We start from the raw sequence: 18,285 nt of genomic DNA, 5'->3' as shown, positions 1-18,285 counted from the left end.
AAGACCTACAACGTCAGCCTGACGTTGGCCGCCAATACCGGCAGCCTCGCCCGAACGGGCCACACCTTCGCGGGCTGGAACACGGCGACAGACGGAACCGGCACCCACTACGAGTCGGGCGGCACCTACACCGGCAATGCGGCTTTGACCCTCTACGCCGAATGGACCGCCATACCGCATTACATGGCCAAAACGAACGGCGATTGGACGGATGCGGGAATCTGGTTCACGAACACCATCGGCGGAGACAATCCCGACAATTACACCACCCCTGCCCCCGTCGCGCCCGACGGGGGAAATTCCCTGGGCATCTTCGTCAACGCCGATGTGAATATGGATGCGGATAGAACCATCGACCAGACCACCATTGCCGAAGGTGCAGTCCTTTCCATCCAGCCGGGTGTACTTTTGACTGTCGACGACGGAGACGGCACCGATCTGACCGTCACAGGTGAACTGATCGGCACAGGCGCATTGGTCGGATCAGCAGGCAGTCGGGTTCTTTTCACCGGTGGAGACCAGAATGTCCCGGAAGGCGATTATTACCACTTGGATATCGCGGGAGCCGGCACCAAAACCCTCACCGGGCCGATTACGATTGCCGGTGATCTCGACATCGGTGTCCAGGCCGTTCTTGATGTGAGCGTATCAAATCATACCCTGGATGTTTCCGGAAACTGGACCAATGACGGATCCTTTGTCGCCCGTGAAGGCGACGTTTCGTTCACCGGCGACCAAGGTCAGATCATTCTCGGCGACACGTCCTTTTTTGACCTGACCATCGCCAACGCCCATCCCACGGACGGGGTTGACGCGTCGACGGTCAGCGCTCTGACCATCACGGGGGCTCTCACCCTGATCGACGGCGTCTTCATCGGTTCGGCCCAGGCCAACGATGTGACGATTGAGGCCGGCGCCCTGGTGGAACTGACCGGTGACATGACGGTCCTCGGGCACTGGGACAACCGGGGGATTCTGTTGCACAACCACCACGCGGTGATTTTCGACGGAACCGGCCAGAGTCTCAGCGGCGACACGATCTTTCATCATCTGACCAAGACCGTGAGCGTTGCCGACACCCTGATCTTTACCGCAGGCAGCACGACCACGATCGAAGGGACCTTGACTCTCCAGGGCGCTGCAGGCCAACGTTTGTTCCTGCGCAGCTCTGTTACCGACGCCCCCTGGACCATCGATCCCCAGAGCACACGCGCATTGGCCTTTTTGGATGTGCGTGATTCGACGAATGCCAACGCGAGCGTCATCGATGTCCAGACCCTGAACTGCCTGGATTCCGGCAACAACTCCGATTGGCTGTTCGATGTGCCTCCCACGGTGACCACCCAGGCCGTCACAGATATCGGACCGACATCGGCCAATGGGCACGGAACCATCACCCATTTGGGTATTCCCGATCCCACGGTACACGGGTTCTGCTGGTCCACGACCCCGAACCCTACCCTGGCCGACAACCATACCGACGACGGAACCGCCGTCGCCACGGGACCCTTTACCGGTGCCGTTACCGGACTCGAACCGCTGACCGCTTATTATGTCCGGGCCTATGCCGTCAACAACGCCGGAGCCGTTTACGGCACGGAGGTAAGCTTCACCACCCTGACCCTGGACAGCGACGGCGACGGGATTATCGACAGTGATGAAGGCGACGGTGAAACAGATACCGACGACGACGGTATCCCGGACATTCAGGATACGGACAGCGACGATGACGGCGTCGATGATGTTGATGAAGGCAACGCCGACACCGATAACGACGGAATATCGGACTTCCGGGATTCCGATTCAGACAACGACGGCATGGAGGACGGCATCGAAAGCGGTGCCGCCAATAACGGCGACGGCAACAACGACGGTATTCTCGATCGATTGCAGGATCATGTCGCGTCCCTGCCGACGTCAGGCAATGAGCGATATGTGACCTTCGAATCCCCCGTCGGAACCCGACTGACCCATGTTCAGGCCACGGACAACCCTTCTCCCGACGACATGCCCCGTGACCGGACCCTGCCCATAGGCCTGCTTGATTTCACCGTTCGGGACATTGCTCCGGGAAGTGCGGTCCAATTGACGCTTTATCTTCCGGAGGGCGTCCGGGCCGAGAGCTACCTGAAGTATGGACGAACACCCGACAATCCTGAAGACCATTGGTACGACTTCAACTATGACGGTCGGGTCGGCGCGGAAATCAACGGCCGGGTGATTACCCTCCATTTCGTGGACGCTGAAACCGGTGACGATGTGCTGACTGAAGACGGCTTGATCATCGACATCGGCGGGCCGGTACTGATTTCGCCGGTGGACGGCCGGCATGAGGACTACGGTCCGGGAGACGGGTGCTTCATCGGTAGTCTGGGACCCGGGCCTTTCCTGGGTACCCCTTTGATCACCCTCATACTGATCACGCTGGGCGTGATACTGAGGCGGGTGCGATCCCCCCTGGTGATAGCCCTCGCGGCGGCGGTGTTTCTGCTCAGTCCGGATCACGCGGGCCTTGGCCGTGCCGCCGAAGAAGCTCCTCAACGTGATTATTATCTGTCGGCGGGTGCGGGTATCGTCCATGTTGACGAACGAATCAGCGCGGAATATCTGAGCAGTCGTCATTCGATGACGGTAGACCGTTCGATCTGTCCTGTGCTTCGCCTGGGTCGCCGTCTGTCGAAGCATCTGGCTGTCGAGCTTGGTTTCCACTGGGACCTGTACAGCGGAGATATCGATCAGCCCGGGGAGGGCGGATCCGGAAATCCCAAAAGTTACATCTTTTCCGCAGGAACCGTTTATTCATGGGGTGACACAGGCTCGCTGCGGCCCCTGATTCACGCGAACCTGGGCTATGCGTCGCTGAACGATGATCTGGATTATCCCTCATTCGGTTTCGAATCGTCCTTCGGCGGCGATGTCGCTGTTGGCGCACAATACAAGGACGTGGAACTGCGCCTGGGATACCGGTATTACGTCCTTGACCGGGACGGCATGCTGCCGGGCGCTGAACCGTCCCGAAGCAGCGATTCTCTGGATCTGTCCGGTTTTTTTATGGAACTGGCCTATCGATTTCACCTGCGGTAGAACGAAAAACGTTGAATTCATCCGCGTGGAACCAAAATTTTTCCGGGCCTTAAATCATTTTGAAATATCGGCTCATTTTCATCTGACGTATTCAGGTGAGTTTATCGCTTTCCTTTCATCCGTCATTCCGGGTATGGTGGGTGTTGATCGAGATAGTCACACCAACACCATTATATTACGGGGGAAATCGCCATGCGTCAGTTGAAGCCGTCGTTTTTTGGTTTGGCATGTTTTTCGACCTGCTTGCTTCCGGCCCTGCTCAGCCTGTTTTTTTCCCTTCCGGCCCGGGCCGCCCTCCTTACGGTCACCAACGGCAGCGACGCCGGTCCGGGGTCGCTGCGTCAGACCGTGATCGATGCGTCAGACGGCGACACCATTGCCTTCACCCTTGGCTCCGACCCCATCGTCCTTAACTCCGGCCCCGTGGAAATCACCAGGGCTCTGACTCTGGAGGGGATCGATCAGGCCACGGGCGATTCCGTGATCGTGGATGCCGGCGGAGGGTCACGGGTGTTCATCATCGCTCCCGGAATAGGTAAAACCGTCACCGTCAACGATCTTGTCATCACGGGCGGCTATACTCAGGATCAGGGCGGAGGAATCTATTTCACCGGGCCAATAGCCACCCTGAATCTGAACCGCTGCTCGATCCGGGGCAACCGATCGGAAAGTGGAGGAGGGCTGTATATCAATGGGGGAACCGTCACGATCCGGAATACCACCCTTTCCGGCAACACGGCGTCATTTTACGGCGGCGGGATATACGTCTTCGGGGAAACCGCCACCCTTGTGAATACCACCATCAGCGGCAACACGGCGGAGCTTTCGGGAGGAATCGGGACGACCAACGCGACCGTTTTTCTCATCAATACCACCATCAGCGCCAATGACATTAGCGGAGAAAGCGGCGGCGGAATCTACGTGTTCAGCAACACCGTTTTTTATCTTCTGAACACCCTTATCGTGAACAACAGCGCCTCGGGCAGGGGCAAGGACATCTTCATCGATACCGGCTGTATGGTTCACGCCTACTACTCCTGGTACGGGAGCCTCGAAGGTGCCGGAGTCCTGCATGGAACGTCACTCGCTCCCACCCGGTCCACGGCCTACACCGACGGAGACCTGGGTCCCCTTTCCGACCACGGCGGTCCGACCCGGACCATGGCCGTGATCAGCGGCTCCCCGGCGGACGGGAACGGCGCCTTTGCCTATTACAACCCGGCGGACGGCTTTTATCTCGAGGCAACCGACACCACCTTTCACAGGCTCGCCGACTGGACGGCCCCGACGGCCGATGACGCCGACAAAATCACCACCGACCAGCGCGGCCGAACCCGGACCCCGCCCGTCACCATCGGCGCCTTCGCCGGGACCGTGCCCCGGGACGGCACGGATGACGGCGGCGACTCCGATGACGGATGTTTCATCGGCTGCCTGAACACCCAACGCCCCGGTGCCTTCCAATAAACCCGCCGGCCGCCGGACCGATCCGGATTTTCGGCGTGACAACCATTGACGATCTCTCTCTTAGAACGCCCCGAAGCGGCACTGCCGGATCTTGATGCCCAGGGTCTCGCAGGCGCTGCCCACGGCCACCTGACTGAGCTTGAGGGTTCGTGCAATCTCGAAGACCTGCTCGCAGGTTATGACACCGTCCCCGGACGCGGCGTCGACGGCCTCGCGGAGGGCCCTATCGACTCGGTCCAGGGTGTGGATGAGCTTGGCCTTGCCCTTGCCCTGACCGAAGAGGCCGATCTGGCATCTGACCAGGCGAAGGTTCAGGTGATCGGCGTAGTGCCCCAGCTCCTGTGTGGTGATACCCAGTTCCCGGGCCAGGGCAAAGCCCGTGGCGCAGGGCATCTCCCCGTCGGGAAGCCGCTTGGTGAGCAGGGTACAGAGTGTTTCGTCGGGCCTGAAATCCGCAGGTCTTATTTTGGTGAGACGTGACATGGTCGCTGCTTTCCTTATCCCTGAGTTTGATGAATGATTTCACCTTGAACAATAGATACCGGTCTGATATTCTGTCACGTCCTTTGCGGTTTGGCAAAAATTTTTCCAGGGAAAATTGATAGAAGCGGCTCCAGACGCCGGAAACGAGTGACACCCGATGCCCTTTGCTCAATACAGAAAGAAAACCCGACAGATCCATGTGGGGCCGGTGCCCGTGGGCGGCGGGGCCCCCGTCGCGGTGCAGTCGATGACCAACACCCGCACCGAGGACGTGGCGGCCACCGTGCGTCAGATCAACGCCCTTGAAGCGGTGGGCTGCGACATCATCCGGGTGGCCGTGCCCGGCGAAGAGGCGGCCCGGGCCATCGGCGCCATCAAAAAAGGCATTCACATTCCGCTGATCGCCGACATCCATTTCGATTACAAACTGGCCATTCTGGCCGCCGAATCCGGGGCAGACGGCCTCCGGATCAATCCCGGCAACATCGGGGGAGGGGAAAAAATTCAGGCGGTGGCGGCCTGTGCCAAAGACCACGGCCTGCCCATCCGTATCGGCGTCAATGCCGGGTCCCTGGAGCAGGATATCCTGGATAAATACCACGGCGTCACCCCGGAAGCCATGGTCGAAAGCGGCCTGCGCCACATCGGGCTGCTCACGGATCTTGATTTCCACGATATCAAGATCTCCCTCAAGGCCTCGGACGTGTACCGGACCCTTGCCGCCTACCGGCTGATGAGCGAGCGGGTGGATTATCCCCTGCACGTGGGGGTCACCGAAGCGGGATCGCTGTTTCCCGGGGTGGTGAAATCCTCCCTGGGCATCGGCATGCTGCTGGCCGAAGGCATCGGCGACACCATCCGCGTGTCCCTGACCCGGGACCCGGTGGACGAGGTCCGGGTGGCCTATGAAATTCTTTCGGCCCTGAATCTTCGCAGGCGGGGACCGGAAATCATTTCCTGCCCCACCTGCGGACGAACCAGCATCGATCTTTTTTCCATCGTGGAGCAGGTGGAAGAGGCGCTGAAAACCAGCCGGGTCCCGCTCAAGATCGCCATCATGGGCTGCGTGGTCAACGGCCCGGGTGAGGCACGGGACGCGGACCTGGGCATTGCCGGCGGCAAGGGGGTCGGCATACTTTTCTCCAAGGGCCGGGTGCTCCGCAAGTGTGCGGAAGCGGATCTGGTCACGGAACTGCTCAAGGAAATCGAAACCTTCGAAAAAAATTCATAGAAAGGGAAACCCATGACAAAACAGGCAAAGACGCCCCAGATGAAAACGGCCATCGACCCCACGCGCGAACAGGATTACCCCCAGTGGTACCAGCAGGTGATCAAGGCCTCGGACATGGCCGAGAATTCCCCGGTCCGGGGTTGCATGGTCATCAAGCCCTGGGGTTACGCTCTCTGGGAAAACATCTCCCGGATTCTGGACGGCATGTTCAAGGAAACCGGGGTCAGGAACGCCTATTTCCCTCTGTTTATCCCCTTGAGTTTCATGGAAAAGGAGGCCGAACACGTGGAGGGCTTCGCCAAGGAATGCGCGGTGGTGACCCATCACAAACTGGAGGCCGGCCCCAACGGCGGCCTGGTCCCGGCCGGCCCCCTGGCCGAACCCCTGGTGGTCCGCCCGACCTCGGAGACCATCATCGGGGAGTCCTTCTCCCGCTGGATCACCAGTTACCGGGACCTGCCCGTCCTGATCAACCAGTGGGCCAACGTGGTCCGCTGGGAAATGCGCACCCGGACCTTTTTGCGCACCAGCGAATTTCTCTGGCAGGAAGGCCACACGGCCCATGCCGCCCGGGAGGAGGCCGAAGACCGGACCCGCATGATGCTCGACGTGTACGCCCGCTTTGTCGAAGAATGTCTGGCCATGCCCGTGATCAAAGGTGAAAAGTCCCCGTCGGAGAGGTTCCCCGGCGCCGTGGACACCCTGTGTATCGAGGCCATGATGCAGGACCGCAAGGCCCTTCAGGCGGGCACCTCCCATTTTCTCGGTCAGAATTTCGCCAAGGGATCCAACATCCGCTTTCAGTCGGCCACGGAAAACGAGGAGTATGCCTGGACCACCTCCTGGGGCGTGTCCACCCGCATGATCGGCGGTGTGATCATGACCCACGGCGACGACGACGGGGTCATCATGCCGCCCCGGGTGGCCCCGGCCCATGTGGTGCTGCTGCCCATCACCCGCAAGCCCGAGGATCAGGAGAAGGTCACGGCTTTCACCGAGGCCCTGGCCCGGGATCTGCGGACGGTCGTCTATCACGGCAGCCCCATCACGGTGGAAGTCGACAAAAGGGACATCGGCGGGGCCCGGGGCTGGGAGTGGATCAAAAAAGGTATTCCCCTTCGGGTGGAGATCGGCCCCCGGGACATCGAGCAGAACGCGGTGTTCGTGGCCCGGCGGGATCTGTCCCCCAAAGAAAAAACCTCCCTCAAACGGGAGGACTTCATCAGCGGCATCACCGGCATCCTCGACGAGATCCAGGCCAACCTGTTCAGCCGGGCCCTGGCCTACCGGGAAACCCATACCCGCCCCATCGACACCCGGGAAGATTTTTACGCCTTTTTCACACCGGAAAATGCCGACAAACCCGAAATCCACGGGGGATTCGCCATGAGCCACTGGTGCGGGTCTGCGGACTGTGAAAAGACCGTCAAGAACGATCTGTCCGTCACCATTCGCTGCATCCCCATCGATGCGGCCCGCGAGGACGGGGCCTGCGTGTACTGCGGCAGGCCGAGTACCCGCCGGGTGGTGTTCGCGAAATCCTATTGATCAAAATGCTTAGCCGCCCGAAGGGATTCATGGTATAATGGCGGCGTTTGTATCATGGACAATGGACAGCCCAGGGATTCAGGAACACGCCGATGATTCGAATCAACGATATTCTTGACAGGATTCTCGAATACAATCCCGATGCGGATCTGGATGTGGTGGAGAGGGCCTATATCTACTCGGCCCGGGTTCATGACGGACAGATCCGCCTGTCCGGCGAGCCTTACCTGACCCACCCCCTGGAGGTGGCGGGCATCCTTACCGAGCTGAAACTTGACGTGGAAAGCATCGCCGCCGGCCTGCTCCACGACGTGATCGAGGACACCCACGCCACCGACGAGGAAATCAGGGCCATGTTCGGCCCGGGTATCCAGCACATCGTCTCCGGGGTCACCAAGCTGAGCAAGCTGACCTTCCAGCGTTCCGAAGAACGCCAGGCCGAAAGCATCCGCAAGATGATCCTGGCCATGGCCGACGACATCCGGGTGGTGCTGATCAAGCTGGCCGACCGCGTTCACAACATGCGGACCCTGCATTTCCACAAAAAAGAACAGAAAAAGATCGACATCGCCCAGGAAACCTTCGACATTTACGTGCCCATCGCCTCCCGCCTGGGCATCTACTGGATCAAAAAGGAACTGGAGGATACGGCCTTCAAGTACCTCCAGCCCGAAGACTACGAACAGATCCGCTCCCTGGTGGCCAAGGATCAGGACGAACGGGAAAAAGCCGTCGAGCGGATCAGAAGCACCATCCGGGAAAAAATCGGCGAGGCGGGCCTCAACGGCGAGGTTCTCGGTCGGTACAAGCAGTTTTACAGCATCTACAACAAAATGGTCAAACAGGGTCTGACCTTCGAGGAGGTCTACGACATCATCGCCTTCCGGATTATTCTGGACACCATTCCCGAATGCTATGCCGCCTTAGGCGTCATGCACAACACCTGGCAGCCCATCCCCAAAAAATTCAAGGACTACATCGGGGTACCCAAGCCCAACCGGTACCAGAGCCTCCATACCACGGTCATCGGCCCCGAGGGGGAGCGTATCGAAATCCAGATCCGCACCCGGGAAATGGACAAGGTGGCCAAATCCGGCATTGCGGCGCACTGGTCGTACAAGGAAGGCAAATCCTACGACCAGAACGCCGGAGATACTTACGCGTGGATCCAGAACCTGGTGGAAAACCAGGCCAACGCCAACAGCCCCGAAGAGTTCATGGAGAATGTCCGCATCGACCTGTTTCCCGACGAGGTCTATGTGTTTACCCCCAGGGGGGATGTCAAATCCCTGCCCAAGGGTGCCACTCCCATCGATTTCGCCTACGCCGTCCACACGGAAATCGGCAACCAGTGCACCGGGGCCAAGGTCAACGGCAAACTGGTGCCCCTGACCTACGAGCTGAAAACCGGCGACACGGTGGAGGTGGTGATCACCAAGGGGCACACCCCCAGCCAGGACTGGTTGAACCATGTCAAAACCGTCAAGGCGCGATCCCGGATCAAGCACTGGATCAAATCCCAGGAGCATGAGCGGAGTCTGTCCCTCGGCAAGGAAATGTGCGAAAAAACGTTCCGGCGGCACAACCTGAATTTCAGCAAGCTTTACACCAGCCCGGAAATGGAAGAGGCCGCCCGGGCCTTCGGACTCAAAACCGTCGATGAACTGACCGCAAGCGTGGGCTACGGCAAACTGACGCCCAACCAGATCATCAACAAGATCAAGGGGCCGGAAAAGGAAAAAGACGAATCCATCATCAACCGCCTGATCGGTCGCACCAAAAAGAAAAAAGCCTCCGACGGCGTCATCGTCCGGGACATCGACGATGTCCTGATCAAGTTCGGCAAATGCTGCCAGCCCGTCCCCGGAGACCCCATCGTGGGCTACATCACCCAGGGTCAGGGCGTCACCATCCACCGGACCGGGTGCCCCAACGCCCTGAACATGAACCCGGAACGCAGCGTTCCGGTGGTCTGGGACACCAACCAGAAGGACACCTTTCCGGTGGAAATTCTCGTGCGCTCCCATGATCAGCTGGGTCTTCTGGCCGAAATCACCGCCAACATCAGTAAAAACGGAGCCAACATCATGTCGGCCAGCACACGGCGGCGGGACGACCAGCTGTACGACAGCCAGTTCACCATTTCCGTCAAGGACAAGGACCACCTGCGCCAGGTGATCTCCTCATTGAAAAAATTGAAATTTGTTCTGTCGGTATTGAGGATTGCGAACTAATACAAATGGTTAAAGCAAGATGCCGTGGCGGCGTAAGGCGGGGGCAGAAGCATAAAAAAAATCAAAATCAGATCAAAACGCGGGTATACGTTTTGTTCTGATTTTGATTTTCAGATCGGACGTCCGTCGCGGGGTGCCTTCGCAGGCGAAACCGGATCAGGGCGCTTTGACCACGAAACCGGATTTGATGCAGTTGGCGCACACGGTCATTCGTTTGGTCTGGCCGTTCTGAAGGGTGCGGACGCTCTGCAGGTTGGGATTGAATCTCCGTTTGTTCACGTTATGCGCATGGCTGACGTTATTGCCCACCATGGGTTTTTTTCCACATATTTCGCACATCTTTGACATGACCGATTCTCCTTGAAATAAACGTCACCTTAAAAATAAAACATGTCTATATAAACCATCGACCCGGCCTTGTAAAGACTTTTTAGAACCGGGTCTATTCGGGAACGATAATGATGTCCCGGGTGACCGATTCGCCGCTCTTTTCAAGTGCCGCCAGCTTCTGTTCGCTTTTCTCCAAAAGCTCCCGGGCCTCCTCGTCAAAACCCAGGCCGGGATACTGACTGAGAACGGTTTTGAAGCGGGAAATGGCGCTTTTGTAGTATTTGGACTTGTAATAGAACCGTCCGACATAAATCTCGTGTCCCGCAATGCTCTTCAGGCAGGCCAGCCGTTTTTCTTCGGCATCCCGGGCAAAGGGGGAGTCGGGAAACTGACGGACCAGCCGGTCCAGGGCCGCGATGGCCGCTTTGGCGTTGTTCTGGTCCCGATCCACCGAGTCAATCCGGTTGTAGTAACACAGGGCGATCTGGTGAAGCACGTAGGGAACGGCTTCATTCCGGGGGTGGAGTTTTTCAAATTCCGTGTAGGCCGCGATGGCCTCCTCATACTCCTCCATCCTGAAATGGGCTTCGGCGATCTTGAATTCGGCCAGGGTCGCCAGCTTGTCGAAGGGATACCAGTCCCGCAGCTGGTTGAAGGTCTCGATGGCATTCTGGTAACGCTCTTTATCAAAGGACGCCATGGCTTCGGCGGCCAGCTCCGGGGCCAGCTTTTCCCGCTTGTTCTTGCTTGCGCAGCCGAAGGACGCCAAAACCGGCACCAGCAGGATCAGTACGATGATTTTTTTCATGATGTCACGGTCTCGATGTAATGTTCGGCCGAATAGGCCGCAATGGCGGCGTCCCCCACCGCCGTGGCGATCTGGCGCAGGGGGGTGTTGCGGATGTCTCCGGCGGCGAACACACCGGGCACCGAGGTCTGCATGCGGGCGTCGGTGATCACGAAGCCCCATTCATCGCGCTCAAGGGTATCTCCGATAAAATCGCCGTTCGGGACGATGCCGATCCAGATGAAACAGCCGTCGGCCTTGATGGTTCGGGTGTCCCCGGTTTTCAGGTTTTTCACATGGACGTTCTCCACACCGAAAAATCCGTCGAGGCCCGTGACCGCCGAATCCCAGACGAATTCGATCTTGTCGTTGGCAAATGCCCGTTCCTGAAGGATCTTGGCGGCCCGAAGCTGGTCCCGACGATGAACCAGGTAGACCTTGCGGGCGAATTTGGTCAGAAAGATGCTTTCCTGGACGGCCGTGTCGCCGCCGCCCACGGCCACCACGTCCTTGTCGCGGAAAAAGGGGCCGTCGCAGGTGGCGCAGTAGGACAGTCCCCGGCCCCGGAATTTCTCCTCGCCCACATTGAGGGTGCGGGGGGAGGCGCCGGAGGCAATGATAACGGCATGGGTTTTGACCTCGCGGTCTTCGAGAATCACTTTTTTGACCGGACCGCTCACGTCCAGGGCACGGACCTCGGCGGACTCGATGGGCAGGCCGAACTGCTTAACCTGGGCCACCAGTTTTTCGGTGAGATCGGGGCCGCTCAGCCCCTCGGGAAACCCGGGGTAATTTTCGATCAGGTCGGTGATCAGCACCTGGCCGCCGGGGGTAATTTTTTCGATCAGAAGCACATTGAGCCGTGCCCGGGAGGCATACAGCCCGGCGGTCAGACCGGCCGGTCCGCCCCCGATGATAACCAGATCGTAATCCACTGCGCTCATCGTTTCGTTGTCCTAAAGAAGTTTGTTAAGGGCTTCGTCCAGACGGGCCTTGGCGGTCATGCCCGTGATGGTCTCGATGACTTCGCCGCCCTTGACGAACAGAAGGGTGGGGATGGCCCGAACGGAAAATTTACCGGGCGTCAGGGGATTGTCGTCCACGTTGCATTTGGTGAACTTCACCTTTCCCGCATATTGGGCCGCCAGTTCCTCGACAATGGGTCCGATGGCGCGACAGGGGCCGCACCAGGGCGCCCAGAAATCCACCATTACAGGCAGATCGCTCTGCAATACTTCCGCATCGAATGTGTCGTCGCCGATATCCAGAATGCCTTCAGCCATGATTTTGATCCTTTCGTTAGCGTTGAAGAAAAAGTCCAACAAATATAGAACCCCGACCGCCGCTTGTCAAGGAAGGTCTCGGCGGTGACCAGGGCGATCGCATGTTCCACGGTCATGATCCGGATGTCGATGAGCGGCACCGTGTGACATGCAAAGGCATGTCCGGCTTTTCTCTGTGACTTTGTGCCTCTGTGAGAGCGATTAAACCGGCGTCTCCGAAGGGGTATGTGATTTCTCACGGAGACACAAAGGCGGGTGTCGTGTGTTCAAACGGTGTATTTCCTGCCGGCACGGATGACGTGTTTACGTCGACAGGATGGATCTGTGATCAATCCACTGAGATTCACGCGAAGGCCGTTTTTAGTTTTTATTCAAGGATATGAAACATGCGATGAAAAGAGCAATCGCATAGACTGTTCGTTCACGTGCAGGTTCACGAGCACGAGCACGGCAGGCCGAGACCGAATCGATCGTTTCATCCCACGCCGGTTGAACCCTCTGACGGTTGCGTTCACCTGTTGCCGGCAACCATCGTGAACGTGCTCGTGCTCGTGATCGTAAACGTGAACGGCATGATCCGTCCCGCAGGAAGAGGCGGTGTGTTTTAAAATCATATATGCGATTACCCTGCGACGGCGGCCCCAGGGACGGTTTCCGGCTTGCAAATCACCGGCGGATGGTTTAGGAACGGGTAACATGAATCCGGACAGCAAAGGAGAACGGCACATGGCGAGCATCAGGATCGGGGCACTGATTTCCGGGGGAGGGTCCAACCTTAAGGCGGTGATGGACGCCTGCGCGTCGGGGGCGATTCCGGGGCGGGTGGTATTCGTCGGGTCGGACAACCCCGGGGCGGGGGGACTTCTCCGGGCGCAGGCAGCGGGCATCCCGACCTTTGTCACCCCTTATGGCCAAATTATCCGAGAGGTTCGTGAAAACGCGGCCGCCCCCCTGCCCCCCGGCATCGACCTTGATGCCGTTCTTGCCAAACAGGCGTTGTTTCATGGCAAGCCGGACAGCGACCGGGTCCGCCGCTTCCTCACGGCCCGCATCCTGGCCGAATCCGATCTGCTGGCCCAGATGGCCGCCTACGAATTCGACCTGCTGATTCTCGCCGGGTTCATGCGGACCCTCACGCCCTTTTTCATCGATCAGATCAACGGCAGCCGATCCCTGCCCCGGATCATGAATATCCATCCGGCCCTTCTGCCGTCCTTCCCCGGGGTGGACGGCTACGGCGACACCTTCCGCCACGGCTGCAAAGTCGGCGGCTGCACCGTCCATTTCATCGATTACGGGGAGGACACCGGCCCCATCATCGGCCAGAGGGCCTTTGCCATCGCCCCCTCCGACACCCTGGACGACGTGAAGAAAAAGGGACTTGAGAAGGAGTGGCAGCTTTATCCCGAATGCATCCGGCTGTATGCCGAAGACCGCTTGAGTCTCAGGGTTTCCGGCGGGAAAGCCGTGGTTCACATCAAAACGCCCTGAGGGTCCGCCGACCCTCACACCACCCGGATCAGAAATACCCCGATACAAATCAGGACGATCCCCATCAGCCGTTGCATGCTGATGCCCTGCTGGGCATAGCCCAGAACGCCGAAATGATCGAGGACAAGGGCCGCCGTCATCTGACCGGCCAGAATACAGGCCAGCATGGAGGCCGCCCCCAGCCTTGGGGCCAGAAACACCATCGAATACACGGAAAAGGCCCCCAGGGCCCCGCCGATCCAGATCCACCAGGGATGGTCCCCGATGCGGGCCATATCCGGCATGGGAATCCGAGACACCGCCACGCAGACAACAAGAACCAAAGTCCCCACGGCGAAGGAGATGGTCGAGGCGATGACCGGGGATCGGGTCCAGCCGGTCAGGCGATGGTTGATGCCCGCCTGGGTGGGGAAAAAGGCGCCGGCCACCATGGCCAGGGCCATGAATCCCAATGAATGAAGCATGTTCATGAAAGCGTCTCCTTTGGCGTCTCATCTCCGGCCCGTTTGTCCAGCCGGAGCAGAAAGAGTTTTTCCTCGTCCAGCCACGATCCCACGTCAAACCCGTAAGGCTCGAACCACTGCCGGGCCTCCTCTTTCGAGGCGGGAAACTCGTCCACGGGAAAGGGCATGTGTGTTTTCAGAAAATCGGTGAAGGCCCGGCCCATGGGATGGCTGATGATCACCCGGCCCCCGGGCCGGAGCATGCGGGCGATGTTTCGAAAACACCGGTCCTTGTCCACCAGGTTGGGGTAGCAGGCGTTGATCAAAAACACATCCACGCTCGAATCGGGCAACGTCACGCTTCGGATGCTTCCCGGCACCGTCCGGACCTCGGGATACCGCTGCCGGATTACCGCCAGCATCGCGTCGGACAGATCGTTGGCAATGATCGCGGCGGGATTGAACGGCCGGATCAGGGGGATCAGAACCCCCGTACCCGATCCGATGTCCGCCACCGTCTCGCCTTCCCCAATGCCGGCGGCCGCGACGATGCGCTCCAGGCGCTCGGGCACCCCGTCGGGATAGGGTGGATCGAATACCTGCTTGACCTCGCTGAAATACTCGGCCTGGAGCCGGTTGATGCGTGCGACGGTATCGTCATCAAGGGGCGCAAAGGTCATGGTCGAACGTCCTCCGCCTCAGGGCTGTCGATCAAAAGTACGATCAGCCGTTTGGGACCGTGCATGCCCTTGAAGGGGGTGGCCTGGATATCGGCGGTCATGCTCGGTCCGGTGATCAGGGTGAGCTGGGACGGGCGGGCGTCTCGTCCGTCGAGCAGGCGTTCGTAAACCGGAACGACCTGCCCGGTCCGCACCAGGGCGATGTGGATGGCCGGGGCCAGAGAGATCAGGCGGCTGTGACGGCGATCATGGGCGATGACCAGGGTGCCGGATTCGGCAACGGCATGATCGACGGTGGTGAATCCCGCCGCGGTTTCGTCGAACGCCGCCTCGGTGTAAGCTTCCCGGGTGTCGAAATCCCTGGCCCGGACCAGGGCAAGACCCCGGGCATCGGCCCAGGCGATCAGGTCCGTGTCGTCAAACACGGGATCCTCATTCACCCACAGACGGCGGATTCCCGCTTCGTCAAGGATGCCGGCCAACAGGGCGAGGCCCTCCCCGAGATCCCGGACCCCATGGGGCTCGGCCCCCAGCAGGGTCAGGTTCTGGACAAAGGCCTGGATCAGGGCCTGTTTGTCCATGGCCTCATGGGCCAAAGGCGGCAGGGCCGGAATCGTTGACATGGGTCCTGCTTCGGCATTCAGTCGTTTTAACACGGTGTGTCGGGTCTGGGAGCTCATCGGCCTGCCTTTCGTGGGTCGTGTGATCGTGATCGCCGGGGGCCCGTCCTGTCCCGAAACGAACTTTCGGGCAAAACCGGCAGGTTCCGATACCGCGTCCAGGCCCTCAGACGGCGGCCCCGGGGTCCAAGCCGTCGTATCAGACCGCGCCCCGCCCGGGTGGCCGCGTGAAAGAGTCCCGGCCGGCCGGCCGCCGCCGAGGCCCCGAGGGCCGCCAAGCGTTCCACCGGACGGCCCCCCTCGCCGGAAAGGCTCCGGTCCCCGGCCCGGTTCCGCTCCCTGTAGTAGCGAATCATCGCCGGATGATCGATGCCCGCCGGACAGACCGCCTTGCAGGCCCCGCACAGGGTGCAGGCCCCGAACAGGTCGCTGGTCTTTTCAAGCCCGAGAAACAAAGGGTTCAAAAGGGTGCCGATGGGGCCGGTGTAGGCCCAGCCGTAAGGATAGCCGCCGATCTGGCGGAACACCGGACAGACATTGATGCAGGCCCCGCAGCGGATGCACTGAAGCACCTTTCGGGTGCGGGGGTTTTCGTAGATCCGGCTGCGGCCGTTATCCAGAATGATCAGGTGCAGCTCCCGGGGTCCGTCGATTTCGTCTTCTTTTTTCGGCCCCGAATCCACGGTCACGTAAGCGGACAGCTTTTGCCCGGTGCCGTGACGGCAGAGCATGCGAAGCATGTGAAGGGCCTCGCTCATCGAGGGGACGATCTTTTCCAGGCTCATCACCGACACCTGGATGTCCGGCGCGGATTTATTGAACCGTATGTTGCCTTCGTTTTCCACGTTGATGATGCTGCCGGTTTCGGCCACGGCCATGTTGACCCCGGTGATGCCCAGGGTCATGTGCCGGAACTTGTCCCTTAAAAAACGCCGGGCCGCCTGCCCCAGGGCCACGGGATCGACGGTGGCCGTCTCCATGCCGGCCCGGGCCATGAAGGCGTCCCTGATCGCCTCGGGCGGAATGTTGATGGCCGGGCCGATGATGTGAAAGGGCGGCTTTTCAAGAAGCTGGATGATGAATTCGCCCAGATCGGTTTCGAACACGGGAATACCGGCCCGGGACAGGGCCGTGTTCAGGCCGATTTCCTCGCTGATCATGGACTTGCCCTTGGTCACGTAGGCCGCGTTGTTTGAGCGGATCAGATCGAGGATGTAGCGGTTGGCGTCATCGGCATCGGCAGCCCAGTAGACCGTCGTGCCGTTTTCCACGGCCTTGGCCTCGAACGTTTCAAGCAGCTCGCCCAGACGGGCCACGGCGTTTTCCCGGATGGCCCGGGATGCGGCCACCGCGGCTAGGGGATCGGAAAAACTCGCCATACCGATATCCCGGACCATGGACAGCACCGGAAGAAAAAAATCGAGAAAGGTCCGGGACGTTGGGTCGGCAAGGCTGTGGCGGGCCACGTCCCGGAACGATGTGGTCTTAATGTCCATCGCGACCTCCCCCTCCGGCCAGGAATTCGGCCAGGTGAAGGGCCGGTTTGTCCGGATGATGCCGGGACAGAAAGCCCCGGATGTTGAGCAGACAGCCCGGTTCGCCGGTGACCAGCACATCGGCGCCGCTGTCCAGATAATGACGGACCTTGCTTTGGACCATGGCCGCCGAGATGTCCGGATAGTCCAGGGAAAAGTCGCCGCCGAACCCGCAGCACTGGTCCGCCTGGTTCATGGGAACCAGGCGGGTGCCGAGGGCGGCCCGGATCAGCGCCCGGGGCGCATCCGTGATCCCCAGGGCCCGGTGAATGTGACAGGATTCGTGGTAGGCCACCGTACCGTCGAACCGGGCTCCGACATCGGTCCGGCCCAGTTTTTCGACTATAAATTCGCTCAGTTCGAAGACCCTTTCCCCCAGATCCTGCGCACGCTGCTTCCAGCGGGCATCGTCGTTGAACAGGGCCGGGTACTGGTGGCGCACCGTGTTCACGCAGGATCCGGAGGGGCAGACCACCGCCTGATCGCCCTCGAACACCTCGATGAAATGCCGGGCAAAGCCCCGGGCCTGATCACGGAATCCCTGATTGATCACCATCTGGCCGCAGCAGGTCTGGGCCTTGTGATAGACGGTGGAAAGATCCAGACGATGGAGCACCGTCCGAACCGCCTCGCCGACCTCGGGCAGCAGGAGGTTCACGGCGCAGGGGATAAACAGCGATACACAGGTCATATCGACTCCTGATTCCGCCGGAACCGGTGACGCGGTTTCAAGCGGAACGATAAAGGGTTGGTGTTGCCCGTCAACCTACCACGGACCCTTTGCGCACGCAAGGGCGCGCAAGAGTCTGAGGGACGGCAGGACCATCGCATGTGCTATTCGTTCACGAGCACGAGCACGGCAGGCCGAGACCGGATCGACCGCCTCATCCCGCGCCGGTTGACCCATCTGACGGTTGCGTTCACGTGTTGCCGGCAACCATCGTGAACGTGCTCGTGACCGTAAACGTGAACGGCATGATCCGTTCCGCAGGAACAGACCCATGTGTTTTAAGATCAGACATGCGATGGCCCTGTGACGCACGGTTCAGGCGATTGACTTTTCCCGCAA

General features: G+C 59.9%; 16 protein-coding genes. 6 read left to right on the top strand and 10 right to left on the bottom strand.

All coding sequences use genetic code 11. The annotated features are described in order from the left end of the window. Together ACYQ11_RS18335 and ACYQ11_RS18330 are read left to right on the top strand one after the other, a co-directional pair. A partial coding sequence (locus ACYQ11_RS18335; protein WP_459925270.1) for a choice-of-anchor U domain-containing protein occupies nucleotides 1-3,084 on the top strand: 3,084 nt, incomplete at its 5' end. Between the two features lie 192 nt (nucleotides 3,085-3,276). After that, nucleotides 3,277-4,551, top strand: coding sequence for a right-handed parallel beta-helix repeat-containing protein (locus ACYQ11_RS18330; protein ID WP_459925269.1), 1,275 nt, complete (start codon nucleotides 3,277-3,279; stop codon nucleotides 4,549-4,551). 60 nt (nucleotides 4,552-4,611) lie between these two features. Here the strand turns inward: ACYQ11_RS18330 and ACYQ11_RS18325 are convergent, their stop codons facing one another. Next, a complete protein-coding gene (locus ACYQ11_RS18325; RefSeq protein ID WP_459925268.1) occupies nucleotides 4,612-5,034 on the bottom strand; it encodes a hypothetical protein in 423 nt (140 codons plus the stop codon). Between the two features lie 157 nt (nucleotides 5,035-5,191). Here ACYQ11_RS18325 and ispG point away from each other — a divergent pair, with 157 nt between their 5' ends. From ispG to ACYQ11_RS18310, 3 genes are all read left to right on the top strand, one after another. Then, nucleotides 5,192-6,265, top strand: a complete 1,074-nt coding sequence (gene ispG, locus ACYQ11_RS18320; protein WP_459925267.1) for a flavodoxin-dependent (E)-4-hydroxy-3-methylbut-2-enyl-diphosphate synthase — start codon at nucleotides 5,192-5,194, stop codon at nucleotides 6,263-6,265. Between the two features lie 12 nt (nucleotides 6,266-6,277). Next, nucleotides 6,278-7,813: a proline--tRNA ligase gene (proS, locus tag ACYQ11_RS18315; RefSeq protein WP_459925266.1), complete on the top strand. Its 1,536-nt coding sequence runs from the start codon at nucleotides 6,278-6,280 to the stop codon at nucleotides 7,811-7,813. A gap of 92 nt (nucleotides 7,814-7,905) precedes the next feature. Continuing rightward, the gene (locus ACYQ11_RS18310; protein ID WP_459925265.1) at nucleotides 7,906-10,047 is read left to right on the top strand and encodes a RelA/SpoT family protein; all 2,142 of its coding nucleotides are present in this window, start codon (nucleotides 7,906-7,908) and stop codon (nucleotides 10,045-10,047) included. Between the two features lie 156 nt (nucleotides 10,048-10,203). Here ACYQ11_RS18310 and rpmB read toward each other — a convergent pair whose 3' ends face one another. The 4 genes from rpmB to trxA all read right to left on the bottom strand — a co-directional run bounded on the left by rpmB (nucleotide 10,204) and on the right by trxA (nucleotide 12,447). Then, complete coding sequence (gene rpmB, locus ACYQ11_RS18305; protein WP_459925264.1) at nucleotides 10,204-10,395, bottom strand: 50S ribosomal protein L28; 192 nt, start codon at nucleotides 10,393-10,395, stop codon at nucleotides 10,204-10,206. Between the two features lie 94 nt (nucleotides 10,396-10,489). Further along, nucleotides 10,490-11,185 carry an outer membrane protein assembly factor BamD gene (locus ACYQ11_RS18300; protein ID WP_459925263.1) on the bottom strand — a complete coding sequence of 232 codons (696 nt, stop codon included), beginning with the start codon at nucleotides 11,183-11,185 and terminating at the stop codon, nucleotides 10,490-10,492. Beyond that, entirely contained in the window at nucleotides 11,182-12,108 is a 927-nt protein-coding gene (gene trxB / locus ACYQ11_RS18295; protein ID WP_459925262.1) for a thioredoxin-disulfide reductase, read from the bottom strand. The genes ACYQ11_RS18300 and trxB overlap by 4 nt, the downstream gene beginning before the upstream one ends. 12 nt (nucleotides 12,109-12,120) lie before the next feature. Beyond that, nucleotides 12,121-12,447: a thioredoxin gene (trxA, locus tag ACYQ11_RS18290; protein WP_459925261.1), complete on the bottom strand. Its 327-nt coding sequence runs from the start codon at nucleotides 12,445-12,447 to the stop codon at nucleotides 12,121-12,123. 726 nt (nucleotides 12,448-13,173) lie between these two features. Here trxA and purN point away from each other — a divergent pair. Beyond that, nucleotides 13,174-13,938 carry a phosphoribosylglycinamide formyltransferase gene (purN, locus tag ACYQ11_RS18285; protein WP_459925260.1) on the top strand — a complete coding sequence of 255 codons (765 nt, stop codon included), beginning with the start codon at nucleotides 13,174-13,176 and terminating at the stop codon, nucleotides 13,936-13,938. Between the two features lie 14 nt (nucleotides 13,939-13,952). Here the strand turns inward: purN and ACYQ11_RS18280 are convergent, their stop codons facing one another. The 5 genes from ACYQ11_RS18280 to ACYQ11_RS18260 are packed head-to-tail and all read right to left on the bottom strand — an operon-like array spanning nucleotide 13,953 to nucleotide 17,907. Then, complete coding sequence (locus tag ACYQ11_RS18280) at nucleotides 13,953-14,408, bottom strand: DMT family transporter (protein ID WP_459925259.1); 456 nt, start codon at nucleotides 14,406-14,408, stop codon at nucleotides 13,953-13,955. Then, nucleotides 14,405-15,061: a class I SAM-dependent methyltransferase gene (locus tag ACYQ11_RS18275; protein ID WP_459925258.1), complete on the bottom strand. Its 657-nt coding sequence runs from the start codon at nucleotides 15,059-15,061 to the stop codon at nucleotides 14,405-14,407. The genes ACYQ11_RS18280 and ACYQ11_RS18275 overlap by 4 nt, the downstream gene beginning before the upstream one ends. Further along, nucleotides 15,058-15,684 (bottom strand): LutC/YkgG family protein, encoded by a 627-nt coding sequence (locus ACYQ11_RS18270; RefSeq protein ID WP_459925257.1) that lies wholly within the window; start codon nucleotides 15,682-15,684, stop codon nucleotides 15,058-15,060. The genes ACYQ11_RS18275 and ACYQ11_RS18270 overlap by 4 nt, the downstream gene beginning before the upstream one ends. A gap of 53 nt (nucleotides 15,685-15,737) precedes the next feature. After that, nucleotides 15,738-17,177, bottom strand: coding sequence for an LUD domain-containing protein (locus ACYQ11_RS18265; protein ID WP_459925256.1), 1,440 nt, complete (start codon nucleotides 17,175-17,177; stop codon nucleotides 15,738-15,740). Continuing rightward, the gene (locus ACYQ11_RS18260) at nucleotides 17,167-17,907 is read right to left on the bottom strand and encodes a (Fe-S)-binding protein (RefSeq protein WP_459925255.1); all 741 of its coding nucleotides are present in this window, start codon (nucleotides 17,905-17,907) and stop codon (nucleotides 17,167-17,169) included. Before ACYQ11_RS18260 ends, ACYQ11_RS18265 begins: the two co-directional genes overlap by 11 nt. Nucleotides 17,908-18,285: the final 378 nt, after the last annotated feature.

It is taken from the genome of Desulfatiferula olefinivorans (assembly GCF_054657895.1).
The sequence above is the reverse complement of the archived record's forward strand: the minus strand, read 5'-3'. Positions and strand labels throughout refer to the sequence as shown.

Coding starts and splice junctions, on each gene's coding strand:
- ACYQ11_RS18330 (WP_459925269.1), top strand. CDS start 3,277: ATGCGTCAGTTGAAGCCGTCGTTTTTTGGTTTGGCATGTTTTTCGACC.
- ACYQ11_RS18325 (WP_459925268.1), bottom strand. CDS start 5,034: ATGTCACGTCTCACCAAAATAAGACCTGCGGATTTCAGGCCCGACGAA.
- ispG (WP_459925267.1), top strand. CDS start 5,192: ATGCCCTTTGCTCAATACAGAAAGAAAACCCGACAGATCCATGTGGGG.
- proS (WP_459925266.1), top strand. CDS start 6,278: ATGACAAAACAGGCAAAGACGCCCCAGATGAAAACGGCCATCGACCCC.
- ACYQ11_RS18310 (WP_459925265.1), top strand. CDS start 7,906: ATGATTCGAATCAACGATATTCTTGACAGGATTCTCGAATACAATCCC.
- rpmB (WP_459925264.1), bottom strand. CDS start 10,395: ATGTCAAAGATGTGCGAAATATGTGGAAAAAAACCCATGGTGGGCAAT.
- ACYQ11_RS18300 (WP_459925263.1), bottom strand. CDS start 11,185: ATGAAAAAAATCATCGTACTGATCCTGCTGGTGCCGGTTTTGGCGTCC.
- trxB (WP_459925262.1), bottom strand. CDS start 12,108: ATGAGCGCAGTGGATTACGATCTGGTTATCATCGGGGGCGGACCGGCC.
- trxA (WP_459925261.1), bottom strand. CDS start 12,447: ATGGCTGAAGGCATTCTGGATATCGGCGACGACACATTCGATGCGGAA.
- purN (WP_459925260.1), top strand. CDS start 13,174: ATGGCGAGCATCAGGATCGGGGCACTGATTTCCGGGGGAGGGTCCAAC.
- ACYQ11_RS18280 (WP_459925259.1), bottom strand. CDS start 14,408: ATGAACATGCTTCATTCATTGGGATTCATGGCCCTGGCCATGGTGGCC.
- ACYQ11_RS18275 (WP_459925258.1), bottom strand. CDS start 15,061: ATGACCTTTGCGCCCCTTGATGACGATACCGTCGCACGCATCAACCGG.
- ACYQ11_RS18270 (WP_459925257.1), bottom strand. CDS start 15,684: ATGTCAACGATTCCGGCCCTGCCGCCTTTGGCCCATGAGGCCATGGAC.
- ACYQ11_RS18265 (WP_459925256.1), bottom strand. CDS start 17,177: ATGGACATTAAGACCACATCGTTCCGGGACGTGGCCCGCCACAGCCTT.
- ACYQ11_RS18260 (WP_459925255.1), bottom strand. CDS start 17,907: ATGACCTGTGTATCGCTGTTTATCCCCTGCGCCGTGAACCTCCTGCTG.